Source organism: Pseudomonas sp. zfem004, assembly GCF_032621715.1.
Taxonomy (GTDB): domain Bacteria; phylum Pseudomonadota; class Gammaproteobacteria; order Pseudomonadales; family Pseudomonadaceae; genus Aquipseudomonas; species Aquipseudomonas sichuanensis.
The window spans coordinates 19217-34213 of record NZ_JAVYJF010000015.1 but is presented as its reverse complement, the minus strand read 5'-3'; the positions used below and the strand labels follow the sequence as shown (position 1 = coordinate 34213).

Below are 14997 nucleotides of genomic sequence, written 5' to 3'. Positions count from 1 at the left end.
GGAGCGTCCATGACCCTGATCGCCAAGCCCTCGGCGGGTGCTGCGCAGCCGTTGCAGGACAGCTATCAGCGCTTCCTGCAACTGGGCAGCCGCCGCGCACCGCAAACACTGTACGTGCACGAACAGGGCTATCGCTCCAGCACCATCAACACCGACGCACAGGGCATGCGCTACAGCCATCGCGCCGGCAAGCGCTTTTCGGTGGCCGAATGCGCAGGCGCAGGGCGCATCAACCTGCTGGTGGGGGGCTCCACCGCGCTGGGGGTCGGTGCCAGCTGCGATGAACATACGGTGGCGTCCAAGCTGTCGCTGCTGACCGGCGAGACCTGGCTGAGCCTGGCCGGATGCGGGCTCAACGCCACACAAGAGCTGCTGCTGTTCCTCACCCATCAGCACCGCTTTGGCCAGCTCGGCCATGTCGTGGTACTCAGCGGGTTGAATACCCTCGCCCAGGAGGCGCTGGTCGAGATACTCGCCGCTACCCATGACCCGCAGCACTCACAGGCCCACCTGGCATTTCTCAATCGCTTCAACGAGGGGGTGCAGGACACCGCGCCGGCGCGGCGCGCCTCATTGTGGCAGCAGCTGCGCCATGCCGTTGCGCCTCGCCAGGCGCCGCAGTGGCCGACGCTCGATGCGTTGTCGCCCGCGGACAAACGCCTGGCCCGCGCCGCCGACAGCATCGGCCGTTCCTTGCGCCAATGGGAGCGCCTGCTGGCAGACGACCATACCAGCCTGACCTTCATCCTCCAGCCGCTGCTGCCCTGGTGCCGCGAGACGCTGCCCGCCGGCGAGCAATCGATGCTGGCCGGGCTGGCGAAGCAACCGACCAACTTCGATCGCCTGCTCGGTGACAGCTATGACCGCCAGCTGCACTCGGCATTTTTTCGACGCATCAGAAGCCAGGCCGAGCCAGTCCCTTGCTACGACATGAACTGCATGCTCAGCAGCTCACCGGTTTTTGCCGAAGACCTGTTCGTCGATCGCCTGCATTTCAACGATCAAGGCAACAATGCCCTGGCCAAAGTGATCACCGCCAAGCTGGGCCTGGCCCAGGAAAAACACGCACAACGCCGAGTGCCGCCGGTCAGGCAGGGCTGATAGGGGTTTCCCGGGCTTCCGGCAAGCGGACGAGGATGGCTAGAATACGCTGTCGTCGCACCTGATTCGCCTGAGGCACACCCACACCTGCCATGACCATTCAAGCCGTCTACCCACGCCAAGGGCTCAACGCCCTGCGCGCGGCCTGTCTGCCGCTGCTGCTGACGACGTTCCCTGCCCAGGCGTTGGAGGTGAGCATCGACCCGCATGCTGACCTGCTGTACCGCCAGGCCCTTCCGTTACTGGAACAGGCGGACGTGACAGACGACAGCGCCAACCTGATGCGTACCGTGGCAAGCGACCCTGAACTGAGCCGCCAGGGCCAGGCCATGGCCCGCACCCTGCCCACGGCGGTGACGCTACTGAAGAAATCAGTGGCACTCGATCACCCGGTCGCGCAGTACCGCCTGGCGCTGTACTACATCACCTTCCTGCCTACCGCGCAGATCCCGGACGCTGCCTGTCCACTGCTGGAAGCCAGCCTCAAGCAAGGCTTTGCCCCGCCTGCCTTGGCCATCGCCCGTTGGTGTCGGCCGTACAACAGCAGCCCTGCCTACCGCGAGGCGCTGGAGTCGATCCCGCGCATGGCCACCCTGTATGCGCCCTACTACCCGCAGCCGGCCACCCGCCTGGCCTGCAGCCGCAGCCGGCCACAAGGCCTGGCGCTGCAATGGGGGCGCCAGAGCGACTACCAGGCCGAAGTCCTGCGCCTGCTCAGTGACCTCGACCCGGTGCGGCGCCAGGCCTTGCTGCAGAAGGCGGTGGAAATCAACGGCTGCGCGACGGCGCAACAGCACTTGAGCAATCGCTGAGCCGCAAACCAGCAAGAACGTTCAAGCCAGCGGGCGGCACCTCTGGCATGCTGGCCCACCCTGTCGATTCGTTGTCGTGCCCCATGCCCAACCCTACCCTGGCCCGCCAGGCATTCGTCCATGGCGCCATCGCCATCCTGCCGCTGTCACTGGCCGTCGCCCCCTGGGGGCTGCTCGCCGGCTCCATGGCCATCGAAGCCAACCTCAGTGCCTGGCAAGGCCAGGGCTTATCGGCCATTGTCTTCGCCGGTGCCGCGCAGTTGGTGGCGATCGGCATGCTCAAGGGCGGCGCCAACCTGTTCTCGATCCTGCTCACCACGCTGCTGCTGACCTCGCAACACCTGCTTTACGGACTGTCGATGCGGCCCGTGCTGTCGGGGTTGCCGACGCGCTGGCGGCTGGGGTTGGGTTTTTTACTCACCGATGAGTTCTTCGCCCTGACCAGCCACCACGACCAGCAGCAGTTCAACCGCTGGTACGCCCTGGGAGTAGGACTGACCTTCTACGTGGCGTGGAACCTGTTCACCCTGGCCGGCATCATCCTCGGCCAGAACATCCCGCACCTGGATCAGCTGGGCCTGGATTTCTCCATCGTCGCCACCTTCGTCGCGCTGATCGCGCCGCTGGTGCGCAACCTGCCCACCGTGGTGTGCGTGGCGGTGTCACTGTTCTGCTCGGTGCTGTTCAGCTTCTGGCACTGGGAAACCGCGCTGGTGGCGGCCGGCCTGCTGGGCATGGCTGCGGGCTTTATCTGTCAGAAATTCTCCGGAGGCCGCCCATGATCTGGCTGCTGATCTTCGCCATGGGAGCGGTGGTGTTCCTCAACCGCTATGCCTTCCTGGAGCCGCGCCTGCCCTTGCGGTTGAGCTCCAACGCCCGGCAGTTCCTCGGTTTTGCCGTGCCCGGCATGCTCACGGCAATCTGCGGGCCGATCATCTTCCTGCCTGGCCACCAGCTCGATCTGAGCCCGCTCAACCCCTACCTGCTCGGCTCGCTGGTGGCCATCACCCTGGTGCTGTTGACCCGCAGCGTATTGCTGAGCATGCTGGCAAGCATGTTGATCTTCTTCCTGCTGCGCAGCTGGCTGGCATGACCACGCCCCAACGCGAACAGACTCACCTGTGGCAAGCACCGGCGCTGGGCGACGTCGAGATGCTGCACGCCCGTTACTTCCAGCAGCGCTTCGCCCCGCATGTGCACGAAGGCTACGTGTTCACGGTGATCGAGTCCGGCGCCCAGCGCTTCTGGCACCGTGGCAGCGAGCACCTGGCGCCGGTGGGCAGCATGGTGTTGATCAACCCCGACGAGCTGCACACCGGTGCCACCGCCCACGAGGCCGGTTGGCGCTACCGTGGGTTCTACCCCGAATGCGCACGGGTCACCGGGGTGCTCGACGAGCTGGAACTGGGCCGCCACGGCATGCCCCTGTTCAAGGCCAGCGTCATCCAGGACCCGGCACTGGCCGCGGCCTTCAGCCAGCTGAACCAGCGTTCGGAGGCCGGTGCCAGTGCCCTCGAACAACAGACCGCCTGGCGCCAGGCGGTATTGGCGCTGGTGCAGCGCCACGGCCACTGCGCTGAGCCCACCGCCCCCGGTCATGAACCACTGGCAGTAGCCCGCGCCCGCGAGTTGCTGGAAAGCCAGTTGGCCGACCCACCGTCGCTGGAAACCTTGGCGGCGGCGGTGAATCTCTCGCCCTTCCACTTCGCCCGGGTGTTCCGCCAGGCCACCGGCCTGCCACCCCATGCCTGGCTCAAGCAACGCCGCCTGGCCCGTGCCCGGGAGTTGCTGCGCAGCGGCCTGCCGGCCCTGGAAGTCGCCTTCAACCTGGGTTTTGCCGACCAGAGCCACCTCAGCCGACAGTTCAAACAGGCCTATGGCGTCACCCCAGGCGCTTACCGCCAGGCCTGCCTGAACCCCTGACGGCGTGCGGCAATCCACCCCAGGCAGCCTGGCAGGCCACTGCTACACTCAAGGGGCTGAACGGAGGATCTCGCCATGTCCGAACGTGAAATCACCAACCTGCTGTCGCTGATGACCCAGCGCCAGGCCAACTTGAGCAGCGCCTGCAAGGAAATCGCCGACTGGATCGATCGCCAGGGCGACGTGCCTGCCGCCGGCAAGATCCGCGCAAGCCTCAAGGCGCTGGAAGCCGACGAAGCGCAGGTGCGCAAGACGCTGACGTCACTGAGCATCGAACGCCCGCTGCCGCGCTTTCGCAGCTGAAAGCACACGGCTTGAGCCTGTGCACCCGGCTGAAAAAGTGAGGGCCGCATAAGCGGCCCCTACTCGATCAGTGCTGCATGTGCATATGATCATGCCCGCCGCCCGCCTCGGCAGTGAGCGGACGCACTGTTGCCTGCACCTGCAGGGTTTCCTTGGCACCCTTGGCATCTTCGATGGTCAGGGTCAGTGGCACCTGCTCACCGTCCTTCACCTGCTGGTTCAGGCCCATCAGCATCACGTGCAAGCCATTCGGGTCGAGAGTGACCGGCTTGCCGGCCGGCAGTTCGACCGCCTTGACCTCACGCATGCCCATCACGTCGCCGTTCATGGTCATTTCGTGCACCTGCACGGTCTTGGCTACCGGTGATGCCACGCTCAGCAGTTTGCTGTCGCTGCTGGCGGTGAGGGTCATGAAGGCACCGGTGGATTGCTGGTGCGGCACGCTGGCGCGTACCCAGGCGTCACTCACGGTGGTCTGGGCGAAGGCCGGCAGGGCCAGGCCGAACAGCGCCAGGGCAGCCAGGGTGCGTTTGATCGGTTGCATCGACATTCAGCAGATCTCCATCAGGGTGAGCAGGTCTTCGGTGCATTCCTTGGCGTTGAGGGAATGGCCGAGGCTCAGGCGCAGGGTGCCACGGGTATCGTAGACGTAGCTGGTGGACGAGTGAGAGATGGTATAGGTGTCGCCGACCGGGACTTTTTCGTAGAACACCTTGAACTCCCGGGCCACTTCGGCGATTTCCTCGGGGGTGCCGGTGAGGGCGATGATCGACGGGTCGAACGCCTTGACGTAGGCATCGAGCACTTCGGGGGTGTCGCGTTCCGGATCCAAGGTGATGAGCACCGGCTGGAACAGCTCGAGGTCACGGCCCCGGAGCATCTTGCGGATCTGCGCCACACGCGCCAGCGCGGTCGGGCAGACTGCCGGGCACTGGGTGAAGCCGAAGAAGATCATCGGCATGCTGCCGTAGAAGCTCGACAGGGAACGTTCGTTACCCTGAGTGTCCTTGAGCTTGAATTTGCGCCCGAGGATCTCGTTGCTCATGTTCTTGCCGTACTTGAAGTCCAGGCCGCGGGCCGGGTTGCAACCCGCCAACAGGCCAAGCCCCAGTACGCCCATCCCGGCGACTACCGCGCGCCGGGTCAACAGATCAGTCATGGAACCATCCTTTACAGGGAAGGTGCCGGCCCTTGGGGTGGGTCGGCCAGAAAACCGGGGCATTCTGTCATGCCACCCCCTGGCCATCCACCCGACCTAGGCCTGATCGGCCGCAAGCCCTTGATTTCCGGGATGCGGCCTGTTGTCGCAGGGGTTGAATTGGTAACAGTTTATTGCTAGCTGCGACTTCAGTTCTGCAACCTGTCCATACGCCTGGCGACCGCGGGGCAACCATTGATATCGATTGCCTTCTGCCAGAACTCGCGGCGCAGCGGGCTGTGTCGATCACTGGCAAAGCCGAGCAGACGGTAGAGCTCGGCCTGGTAGGCCGTCGCATCGCCCCATTGCAACTGGATGTCTTGTGGGTTCGGCTTGGCACACTCCAGCGTCACCGTTGGCTGCGGGTAATAGGCCGTGAACTGGGAAAAGTCGGAAAGCGCCTTGTTCAATGCTGGCGCATAGGCCGGTCCGTCGACATAACCAATACATAGGTTGACCATGCGCCCAGCAGCTGGCGCGAAGCCTTGCTCCAGGCTCTTGGTCAGCAGTGCGCACTGGTTGGGGTCGTTGAGCTCGATGGCATCTGCCTGATAGGCGAACAGGTAAAGCGCCATTCGATACTGGGCCACGGCATGGCCTGCATCGGCTGCGCGCTGGAGCTGTTGCAGCGCCGGCGTCCATTGGCCACGCAGTTGGCCAAGGCGTGGCTCAAGATCCTGGGCGGGGGTGCCTTGGGCGAGCTTCTGGACCATCACCATCAGCTGTGGCTCGACCACGTCGAGACTGGCGACGGCCTGGCGATAGTCGGCCTCACTGCCAGCAGGGGGCTGGTAGGCGCCCAAGGCTTGGGTCGAGAGCATCAGGGCGATGAGTGCGGGCAGGGTGCGGTGCATACCGAGCGTCCTTGTTCAGTCGTTGGGCTGGCGGGGCAAACGCAATCGCGGGGCAAGCCCGCTCCCACGCAGGTCTATGTGCGTGGGAGCGGGCTTGCCCCGCGATAGGAAGAAACACCTTAGTAGTAGGCGTTTTCTTTCTGACTGTGGTCAGTCACGTCACGCACACCCTTGAGCTCCGGAATGCGCTCGAGCAGGGTGCGCTCGATGCCTTCCTTGAGCGTCACGTCGGCCTGGCCACAACCCTGGCAACCACCGCCGAACTGCAGCACGGCAATGCCGTCATCGACCACGTCGACCAGGCTCACGGCGCCGCCGTGGCTGGCCAGGCCCGGGTTGATCTCGGTCTGCAGGTAGTAGTTGATGCGCTCGTTGATCGGGCTGTCTTCGTTGACCATCGGCACCTTGGCGTTAGGGGCCTTGATGGTCAGCTGGCCGCCCATGCGGTCGGTGGCGTAGTCGACCAGCGCGTCTTCGAGAAACGGCACGCTGACGGCGTCCAGATAAGCGGTGAAGCTCTTCAGGCCCACCGGCTCGTCGTCGGGTTTTTCTTCGCCTGGCTTGCAGTAGGCGATGCAGGTCTCGGCGTACTGGGTGCCCGGCTGGGTGATGAAAATACGGATGCCGATCCCCGGCGTGTTCTGCTTGGAGAGCAGATCGGCCAGGTAATCATGGGCGGCGTCGGTAATAGTTATAGCGCTCATGGAAGTTCCTCACAGACTTGCCGGCAGTGTACGCCAACCCGTGCCCCGAACAAAGTCCTAGTATTTGACTCGGGATAGCGCCAGCGCGGGTTCCGCGGCCACCGGAGCCGCCAGCCAGGCCTTGAGCCGCCCGTACAGGCCACGTTCCAGCCAGTGATAGCTGAACCAAGACATTAGTCCGATTGACGGCACGCACAGGGCGAATACCAGGTACGGGTTCAGGCGCAGCCGTTGGCTGGCGAACAAGCCGGCGTAAAGCACCAGCACATGGATCAGGTACACCGAGTAGGAGCAGTCGCCCAGCATCTTGAGCAGCCGGTTGCCTTTGAAGTACGGCTCCAGCGCAATGAATGCCAGCACCACAAGCGCGCTGGGCAGGCCCCAGTGCAGCAGACGCTGCGAGGCATCCAGGTGATAGAGCGCGAAGCCCGCCAGCGCCAGCAGCCCCAATGGCAGCCATAGCCCCTCGCGGATCAGCCCGCGTCGGTACAGCACCCCCAGGCCGATACCCAGCAGGAATTCGTAGACGATGTCGTTGCTGTAGAAGCGGCTGAGCACACCCAGGCGGCCGAGCACTTCGCTGACCAGCAATAGCGCCGCCGTCACCAGCAACAGGTGATGGCGCTGGCGCACCAGGAAGGCCAGGCCGAACAGCAGGTAGAAGAACATCTCGAAATTCAGCGTCCAGCCGACGTTAAGCGTGGGGTACAGGCCATAGCCACCGGGGTTCTCGGCCGGGATGAACAGCAGCGACAACAAAAGGTGCTGCCACTCGAATACCTGGTGCGGCATCCAGCGGCTGGCGATCAGCATCAATACCGCCATCAACAGGGTGTAGAACCAGTAGGCCGGGACGATGCGCAGGGCGCGGTTGAGCAGGAACTGCCCGGGGGCGATGTCCTTGTCGCGGGTGGACAGGTAGATCACCAGCCCGCTGATCACGAAGAAGATGTCCACCCCCACCGCACCTCGCTCGGCGAGCAGCTGGCCGATCGGGCCGCTGGCGTGGAAGTCGAAGAAGATCTGCCGGAAGTGGTGGCAGACCACCACCCAGGCGGCGAATGCCCGCAGAGCTTGAAGCGAATACAGCATGAAATACCTGCGATTGCCGGTGCATTGAGGCTCTGGCGAACATCCATCGCGGGGCAAGCCCGCTCCCACGCAACAGGTAACTAGCGTGGGAGCGGCGGTGCGCCGTTGCGACTTGCCCCGCGATGGATGCATGCGGAACCACCCTGCCTGTCCGACCGCAGGATGCCGGGAATGTCCCGGCCAACCGATCAGAGGTTCTCGTAGCGGTTCATGTCCAGCACGCCCTCTTCCACCGGATCGGTCTCCTGGAGGTAGCGGCTCAGGTCATGGAAGTAGCGCCAGAACTCGGGGTGGCTGCGGCGCACGCCCCAGCGCATGACCACTCGCTCGAACTTCGCCGTGTCGTCACGGGCGGCCTCCAGGTCTTCGACAAACTCAGGCACATCCTTGGCCGACATATTGAAGATGAAGTTGGGGTAACTGCTTAGCACCCCGGGGTACAGCGTGAGGGTGTCCAGCCCAGGCTGGTAGCGGTACGCCTCGCCGAGCAGGAACGCCACGTTGCTGTGGGCGCGGTTGCGCAGCAGGCTGTAGACCTGGCGCTGGCCGCCCTGCCCTTCGATACGCAGCATCGTCGCCTCGGGCAACTGGCCGATCACCTTCAGGCCGGCGGCCGGGCGCGAGACCAGACGGCTGAGCGACTGTTCGACATCACGGAACTCCTCGCTCATCTGCGGCCGCGAGCAGAAGGCCCCCTGACAACGGTTGATCGGGTCGGGCGCGGCATTCAGGCTGCCGGTGCGCTGCAGCAACTTGAGACCGAAATCGCGCTTGGGGTCGTGCTTGTCGAGCTTGAGAGCGCTGGGGGTGTCGGTGTCGATGTCGGTGTAGTCCATCCACATCTTCACCTTGCCGCTGTTCTGGTACCAATTGCCGAGGATCTCGCCGCGTTTGTTGGCCGGCATCAGGCGCAGGAAGTTGACCTCGGCACCGTTGCGGATCAGGTCGAAGTACAGGCGGGTCTGCAACTGGTGCGAGACGTTGCCGAACACGTCGAAATTCACCGCCAGCTGGTAATAGGTGCGCTCGAACAGCGGGTAGTCGAACAGCCACATGGTCAAGGGCACGTCGCCGATCAGGCCCTTGGTGACCGAGGCGCTGTCGAAGTGGCGGAAGATGCTCAGCAGGGCATTGTCGTTACCCGCCCACAGGGTCGACCAGCTCGGCGCGGGCTGCTCAGCATAGGCCTCGCGGCGCAGCGCCTCGTAGTCGTTGCGCTTGTCGCGGTAGGCGTGCCACAGGCTCAGCACGCTGCCGACATCGTCGATCTGGCCCGGCATGGCCAGCAACGGCGTGGCCTCGCCACGGTAGCGCGCATCGGTGATATAGAGGTCGTGGGCCGGCTCCTGGAACAGCGCCCAGAAGTTGTCACGAATCACGTCGGTGGCGATCTGCCCGCGACACACCGGGCCCCGGATGAAGGTCCGCACGAAATACTCGGCGTTATCCAGCATGAACTGGTAACGCGCCACTGCCGGGATCGCCTCGAAGGTTTCGAACGGGTTGGCGCGGTGGCGCGGGCCGTAACCGGGCAGTGCCTCGGCGTGCCAGTCGCCGCTGTAGAACAGCTGCTTGACCCGCTTGAGCTTCTGCGGGCCCATCGGGTAGGTGATGTGGGTCTTGTGCACGATCACGCCCTGCACCGGGATCAGCCGGTAGTAGAAGTCGGTGCCGGGCGGGTCGTTGGGGCGGCGAGTGGCGATCAGGTCGACCGGCTGGCCGCTGGGCGTGCGCGAGCGCACCCACTGGAAGAAGTGGCCCTGCTCGCCGCCCTTGAAATAGATGTGGGCGAGGAACAGGTGCTCATACAGCCAGCGGCCGACCAGCGCTTCGGTCGAGCCCGGGCGGTTGAGCAGTTCTTCCCAGTCGGCGATCTGCTGCGCTTCGACGGCGCTGGGCTGGATCCGGGTTTTCTCCACCGGAGCACCGGCCGCCAGCCAACGCTGCAGGGTCTGGTACTCCTTGTCGGTCAGCCCGGTCACCGCCAGCGGCATGCCTTCCTTGGGGTGGGCGCCGGCGTAGGCGTCGAACTCGTGGGGCATGGGGCACATGTTGTTGCGGTTGAGCCCCAGCACGATCTCTTCGGGCAACTTGGCGTTGGGCGTGAGCGGGGTCTTGTGGCCCAGCTCGAGCATGCGTGCCATCAGCGCTGCCTGGCTGCCCTGCTTGTCCAGCACCGAATAGAAGCCCTGCTTGCGCCAGCCGGCCTCGTCACGGGCGTCGTAGAACAGCCGGGTGGTGGGCACCGCCTTGCTGCGCTCGCCCTGATAGACCGGCACCTTGGAGGCGCCGCGCTCGGCGCCTTCGGCACTGCCCAGGTTGAGCTGGCAGGCGGCATCGTTGCAGGCGTGGCAGGCCACGCACTTGTCGGTGAAGATCGGTTGAATGTCCCGGGTGTACGAAACCGTCGGGCTGGATTGGGGGGCCTGCGCGAACGCCGCGCCACTGATCAGCAGTGCGAAGGCGCTGGCGAGAATGCGAAACAGCATGTGCCGAATGTCCTGGTTACTTGAAGCCATCACGATGTGCCTGGCGGGTCCTGAGGTGTGGGTGACGCGCCGCACTAACATGAGGGAATTTCATGCAAGTGGGCAGAGCGCCTAAAATCCATGCAGCTTTGTTATTATTCGGCACCTTCTGATTTTCGCCCGACCAGGTAGTCCTATGTCCGACCGCAGCGCTCGTTACCAAGCACTCCAGAAAGCACTCAAAGAGCGCATCCTGATCCTCGACGGCGGCATGGGTACTATGATCCAGAGTTACCGCCTGGAGGAACACGACTATCGTGGCACGCGCTTCGCCGATTGGCCAAGCGACGTGAAGGGCAACAACGACCTGCTGCTGCTCAGCCGCCCGGATGTGATTGCGGCAATCGAGAAAGCCTACCTGGACGCCGGCGCCGACATCCTCGAAACCAACACCTTCAACGCCACGCAGATTTCCCAGGCCGACTACGGCATGGAAGCGCTGGTGTACGAGCTCAACGTCGAGGGCGCGCGCATCGCCCGCCAGGTGGCCGATGCGAAAACCCTGGAAACCCCGGACAAGCCGCGCTTCGTCGCCGGCGTGCTCGGCCCGACCAGCCGCACCTGCTCGATCTCCCCCGACGTCAACGACCCAGGCTATCGCAACGTCACCTTCGACGAACTGGTGGTGAACTACATCGAGGCCACCCGCGGCCTGATCGAGGGCGGCGCCGACCTGATCCTGATCGAAACCATCTTCGACACCCTCAACGCCAAGGCGGCGATCTTCGCCGTGCAGCAGGTGTTCGAGGAAGATGGTGTGGAACTGCCGATCATGATTTCCGGCACCATCACCGATGCCTCCGGCCGTACCCTGTCCGGGCAGACCACCGAAGCGTTCTGGAACTCGGTGCGCCACGCCAAGCCGATCTCCATCGGCCTGAACTGCGCCCTGGGCGCCAAGGACCTGCGCCCGTACCTGGAAGAGCTGTCGGGCAAGGCCGACACCTTCGTTTCGGCGCACCCCAACGCCGGCCTGCCGAACGCCTTCGGCGAATACGATGAAACCCCGGCCGAAATGGCGGCAGTGGTCGAGGAGTTCGCCGCCAGCGGCTTCCTCAACATCATCGGCGGCTGCTGCGGCACCACCCCGCCGCACATCCAGGCCATCGCCGAGGCCGTGGCCAAGCACAAACCGCGTGCAATTCCGGACATCCCCAAGGCCTGCCGCCTGTCGGGCCTGGAGCCGTTCACCATCGATCGCCAGTCGCTGTTCGTCAACGTCGGCGAGCGCACCAACATCACCGGCTCCGCCAAGTTCGCCCGGCTGATCCGTGAAGAGAACTACACCGAAGCGCTTGAGGTCGCCCTGCAGCAGGTCGAGGCCGGCGCCCAGGTGATCGATATCAACATGGACGAAGGGATGCTCGACTCCCAGGCCGCCATGGTCCGCTTCCTCAACCTGATCGCGGGTGAGCCGGACATCTCCCGCGTGCCGATCATGATCGACTCCTCCAAGTGGGAAGTGATCGAAGCGGGCCTCAAGTGCATCCAGGGCAAGGGCATCGTCAACTCCATCTCGATGAAGGAAGGCGTCGAGCAGTTCAAGCACCACGCCCGCCTGTGCAAGCGCTACGGCGCCGCCGTGGTGGTGATGGCCTTCGACGAGGTCGGCCAGGCCGACACCGCCGCGCGCAAGAAAGAGATCTGCCAGCGCAGCTACGACATCCTGGTCAATGAAGTGGGCTTCCCGCCGGAAGACATCATCTTCGACCCGAACATCTTCGCCGTCGCCACCGGTATCGAGGAGCACAACAACTACGCCGTCGACTTCATCGAGGCCTGTGCCTATATCCGCGACCACCTGCCCTACGCCCTGAGCTCGGGCGGTGTGTCCAACGTGTCGTTCTCGTTCCGTGGCAACAACCCGGTGCGCGAGGCGATCCACTCGGTGTTCCTGTACCACGCCATCCAGAACGGCCTGACCATGGGTATCGTCAACGCCGGCCAGCTGGAAATCTACGACGAGATCCCCGCCGCGCTGCGCGAGAAGGTCGAGGACGTGGTGCTCAACCGCACCCCGGAAGGCACCGACGCCCTGCTGGCCATCGCCGACGACTACAAGGGCGGCGGCGCCACCAAGGAAGTCGAGAACGAAGCCTGGCGCTCGCTGCCGGTCGACAAGCGCCTGGAGCACGCGCTGGTCAAAGGCATCACCGCGCACATCGTCGAAGACACCGAGGAGTGCCGCCAGCAATGCGCGCGCCCGATCGAGGTGATCGAAGGCCCGCTGATGAGCGGCATGAACGTGGTCGGCGACCTGTTCGGCGCCGGCAAGATGTTCCTGCCCCAGGTGGTGAAATCGGCCCGGGTGATGAAGCAGGCCGTGGCCCACCTGATCCCGTTCATCGAGGCAGAGAAAGGCGACAAGCCCGAGGCCAAGGGCAAGATCCTCATGGCCACGGTCAAGGGCGACGTGCATGACATCGGCAAGAACATCGTCGGCGTGGTGCTCGGTTGCAACGGCTATGACATCGTCGACCTGGGCGTGATGGTGCCGGCCGAGAAGATCCTGCAGACCGCCCGCGAGCAGAAGTGCGACATCATCGGCCTGTCCGGCCTGATCACCCCGTCGCTGGACGAGATGGTCCACGTAGCCCGCGAGATGCAGCGCCAGGACTTCCACCTGCCGCTGATGATCGGTGGCGCCACCACCTCCAAGGCGCACACCGCGGTAAAGATCGAGCCCAAGTACTCGAACGATGCCGTGGTCTACGTCACCGACGCCTCGCGCGCGGTAGGCGTGGCAACCCAGCTGCTGTCCAAGGAGCTCAAGGCCGGCTTCGTCGAGAAGACCCGCGAGGAGTACGTGGAGGTGCGCGAGCGCACCGCCAACCGCAGCGCCCGCACCGAGCGCCTGAGCTATGCCCAGGCCATCGCCGCCAAGCCGCAATACGACTGGGCCAGCTACCAGGCCGCGGTGCCATCCTTCACCGGCGTGAAGGTGCTGGACAACATCGACCTGCGCACCCTGGCCGAGTACATCGACTGGACCCCGTTCTTCATTTCCTGGGACCTGGCCGGCAAGTTCCCGCGCATCCTCACCGACGAAGTCGTCGGCGAGGCGGCCACCTCGCTGTACCAGGACGCCCGCGAGATGCTCGACAAGCTGATCGACGAAAAGCTGATCAGTGCCCGCGCGGTGTTCGGCTTCTGGCCGGCCAACCAGGTCAAGCATGACGACATCGAGGTATATGGCGACGACGGCAAACCGCTGGCCACCCTGCACCACCTGCGCCAGCAGACCATCAAGCCCGACGGCAAGCCGAACTGGTCGCTGGCCGACTTCGTCGCGCCGAAAGACAGTGGCGTGACCGACTACGTGGGTGGCTTCATCACTACCGCCGGCATCGGTGCCGAGGAAGTGGCCAAGGCCTACCAGGACAAGGGCGACGACTACAGCTCGATCATGGTCAAGGCCCTGGCCGACCGCCTGGCCGAGGCCTGCGCCGAATGGCTGCACGAGCAGGTGCGTAAAGAGCACTGGGGTTATGCCAAGGACGAGCATCTGGACAACGAGGCGCTGATCAAGGAGCAGTACAGCGGCATCCGCCCTGCCCCGGGCTACCCGGCGTGCCCCGACCACACCGAGAAGGAAACCCTGTTCCGCCTGCTCGACGGCAGCGCCATCGGCGAAACCGGCCCGAGCGGGGTGTTCCTCACCGAGCACTTCGCCATGTTCCCGGCGGCGGCGGTCAGCGGCTGGTACTTCGCCCACCCGCAGGCGCAGTACTTTGCCGTGGGCAAGGTGGACAAGGACCAGGTCGAGCAGTACAGCGCACGCAAAGGCCAGGATCTGAGCGTGAGCGAGCGCTGGCTGGCACCGAACCTGGGTTACGACAGCTAAGGCTGCTGCGGCCCCATCGCCGGCTTGCCGGCGATGGGGCCGATACATTCACCTACACTGTCCCTGATTGCCTCTGACCAAGGAGCCACTCATGGACGACCGCACCCCGGGCAAACCGCCCACCTTCTGGCAGATGCTGCAGAGCATCCTCGCCGCCGCCTTCGGCGTGCAAAGCGGCAAAAACCGCGCACGCGACTTCACCTACGGCAAGGCCAGCCATTTCATCGTGATGGGCACGCTGTTCACCCTGGTCTTCATCTTCGTACTGATCGGGCTGGTGCAGCTGGCGATGCATCTGACTGCGCGCTAGACAAACATGCAACCCCTGTAGGAGCGGCCTTGTGCCGCGATGGGCTGCAGAGTGGAGTGAAGATCGCTGGGGCTGCTGCGCAGCCCTTTCGCGGCACAAGGCCGCTCCTACACAGGGTGGGCAAGGCCATCAAACGCAAACCGCCCGCGGATATCCACTCCGCGGGCGGTTCAGGTTTGTTTCACGGTTTATGGCGGCCCGTTACTGGTGGCTGACCCAATACACGGCGGTGACCACCACCAGCACGATCAGGCACAGGATCGCCCAGGCGTCGACACTGCTGTCAGCTTTGCGGACCTTGGTTGAGTTTCCCATTGCATTGCCTCTT

The 14997-nt window shown here is 64.4% G+C and carries 14 protein-coding genes; 8 read left to right on the top strand and 6 right to left on the bottom strand.

Going from position 1 to position 14997, the window contains the following annotated elements:
- The first annotated feature begins 9 nt into the window (after window positions 1–9).
- The 6 genes from RTH46_RS16845 (at window position 10) to RTH46_RS16820 (ending at window position 4139) form a co-directional block, all read left to right on the top strand.
- On the top strand, window positions 10–1101 hold the full coding sequence (locus RTH46_RS16845) for a hypothetical protein (RefSeq protein WP_316906155.1): 1092 nt from the start codon (window positions 10–12) through the stop codon (window positions 1099–1101).
- A gap of 92 nt (window positions 1102–1193) precedes the next feature.
- The gene (locus RTH46_RS16840) at window positions 1194–1913 is read left to right on the top strand and encodes a sel1 repeat family protein (protein WP_316906154.1); all 720 of its coding nucleotides are present in this window, start codon (window positions 1194–1196) and stop codon (window positions 1911–1913) included.
- 83 nt (window positions 1914–1996) lie between these two features.
- The gene (locus RTH46_RS16835; RefSeq protein ID WP_125859123.1) at window positions 1997–2695 is read left to right on the top strand and encodes an AzlC family ABC transporter permease; all 699 of its coding nucleotides are present in this window, start codon (window positions 1997–1999) and stop codon (window positions 2693–2695) included.
- Window positions 2692–3006 carry an AzlD domain-containing protein gene (locus RTH46_RS16830; RefSeq protein WP_011534512.1) on the top strand — a complete coding sequence of 105 codons (315 nt, stop codon included), beginning with the start codon at window positions 2692–2694 and terminating at the stop codon, window positions 3004–3006. The genes RTH46_RS16835 and RTH46_RS16830 overlap by 4 nt, the downstream gene beginning before the upstream one ends.
- Entirely contained in the window at window positions 3003–3836 is an 834-nt protein-coding gene (locus RTH46_RS16825; RefSeq protein WP_316906153.1) for an AraC family transcriptional regulator, read from the top strand. Before RTH46_RS16830 ends, RTH46_RS16825 begins: the two co-directional genes overlap by 4 nt.
- 75 nt (window positions 3837–3911) lie before the next feature.
- Window positions 3912–4139 (top strand): hypothetical protein, encoded by a 228-nt coding sequence (locus RTH46_RS16820; protein ID WP_110996175.1) that lies wholly within the window; start codon window positions 3912–3914, stop codon window positions 4137–4139.
- Between the two features lie 67 nt (window positions 4140–4206).
- Here RTH46_RS16820 and RTH46_RS16815 read toward each other — a convergent pair whose 3' ends face one another.
- From RTH46_RS16815 to RTH46_RS16790, 6 genes are all read right to left on the bottom strand, one after another.
- The gene (locus RTH46_RS16815; protein ID WP_279847928.1) at window positions 4207–4689 is read right to left on the bottom strand and encodes a copper chaperone PCu(A)C; all 483 of its coding nucleotides are present in this window, start codon (window positions 4687–4689) and stop codon (window positions 4207–4209) included.
- Window positions 4690–5298: an SCO family protein gene (locus RTH46_RS16810; protein WP_110996177.1), complete on the bottom strand. Its 609-nt coding sequence runs from the start codon at window positions 5296–5298 to the stop codon at window positions 4690–4692. It lies immediately after the preceding gene.
- A gap of 188 nt (window positions 5299–5486) precedes the next feature.
- A complete protein-coding gene (locus tag RTH46_RS16805) occupies window positions 5487–6191 on the bottom strand; it encodes a hypothetical protein (protein WP_316906152.1) in 705 nt (234 codons plus the stop codon).
- Between the two features lie 119 nt (window positions 6192–6310).
- Window positions 6311–6895, bottom strand: a complete 585-nt coding sequence (gene nfuA / locus RTH46_RS16800) for a Fe-S biogenesis protein NfuA (RefSeq protein WP_110996563.1) — start codon at window positions 6893–6895, stop codon at window positions 6311–6313.
- 57 nt (window positions 6896–6952) lie between these two features.
- Window positions 6953–7987: an acyltransferase gene (locus RTH46_RS16795; RefSeq protein ID WP_316906151.1), complete on the bottom strand. Its 1035-nt coding sequence runs from the start codon at window positions 7985–7987 to the stop codon at window positions 6953–6955.
- 188 nt (window positions 7988–8175) lie between these two features.
- Window positions 8176–10476 (bottom strand): fatty acid cis/trans isomerase, encoded by a 2301-nt coding sequence (locus tag RTH46_RS16790; protein WP_316906150.1) that lies wholly within the window; start codon window positions 10474–10476, stop codon window positions 8176–8178.
- A gap of 175 nt (window positions 10477–10651) precedes the next feature.
- On the opposite strand from RTH46_RS16790, the gene metH reads away from it, so the two are divergent.
- Window positions 10652–14359 carry a methionine synthase gene (gene metH / locus RTH46_RS16785; protein WP_316906149.1) on the top strand — a complete coding sequence of 1236 codons (3708 nt, stop codon included), beginning with the start codon at window positions 10652–10654 and terminating at the stop codon, window positions 14357–14359.
- 91 nt (window positions 14360–14450) lie between these two features.
- Window positions 14451–14669, top strand: coding sequence for a DUF2970 domain-containing protein (locus RTH46_RS16780; protein ID WP_316906148.1), 219 nt, complete (start codon window positions 14451–14453; stop codon window positions 14667–14669).
- Window positions 14670–14997: the final 328 nt, after the last annotated feature.

Coding starts and splice junctions, on each gene's coding strand:
- RTH46_RS16845 (WP_316906155.1), top strand. CDS start 10: ATGACCCTGATCGCCAAGCCCTCGGCGGGTGCTGCGCAGCCGTTGCAG.
- RTH46_RS16840 (WP_316906154.1), top strand. CDS start 1,194: ATGACCATTCAAGCCGTCTACCCACGCCAAGGGCTCAACGCCCTGCGC.
- RTH46_RS16835 (WP_125859123.1), top strand. CDS start 1,997: ATGCCCAACCCTACCCTGGCCCGCCAGGCATTCGTCCATGGCGCCATC.
- RTH46_RS16830 (WP_011534512.1), top strand. CDS start 2,692: ATGATCTGGCTGCTGATCTTCGCCATGGGAGCGGTGGTGTTCCTCAAC.
- RTH46_RS16825 (WP_316906153.1), top strand. CDS start 3,003: ATGACCACGCCCCAACGCGAACAGACTCACCTGTGGCAAGCACCGGCG.
- RTH46_RS16820 (WP_110996175.1), top strand. CDS start 3,912: ATGTCCGAACGTGAAATCACCAACCTGCTGTCGCTGATGACCCAGCGC.
- RTH46_RS16815 (WP_279847928.1), bottom strand. CDS start 4,689: ATGTCGATGCAACCGATCAAACGCACCCTGGCTGCCCTGGCGCTGTTC.
- RTH46_RS16810 (WP_110996177.1), bottom strand. CDS start 5,298: ATGACTGATCTGTTGACCCGGCGCGCGGTAGTCGCCGGGATGGGCGTA.
- RTH46_RS16805 (WP_316906152.1), bottom strand. CDS start 6,191: ATGCACCGCACCCTGCCCGCACTCATCGCCCTGATGCTCTCGACCCAA.
- nfuA (WP_110996563.1), bottom strand. CDS start 6,895: ATGAGCGCTATAACTATTACCGACGCCGCCCATGATTACCTGGCCGAT.
- RTH46_RS16795 (WP_316906151.1), bottom strand. CDS start 7,987: ATGCTGTATTCGCTTCAAGCTCTGCGGGCATTCGCCGCCTGGGTGGTG.
- RTH46_RS16790 (WP_316906150.1), bottom strand. CDS start 10,476: ATGCTGTTTCGCATTCTCGCCAGCGCCTTCGCACTGCTGATCAGTGGC.
- metH (WP_316906149.1), top strand. CDS start 10,652: ATGTCCGACCGCAGCGCTCGTTACCAAGCACTCCAGAAAGCACTCAAA.
- RTH46_RS16780 (WP_316906148.1), top strand. CDS start 14,451: ATGGACGACCGCACCCCGGGCAAACCGCCCACCTTCTGGCAGATGCTG.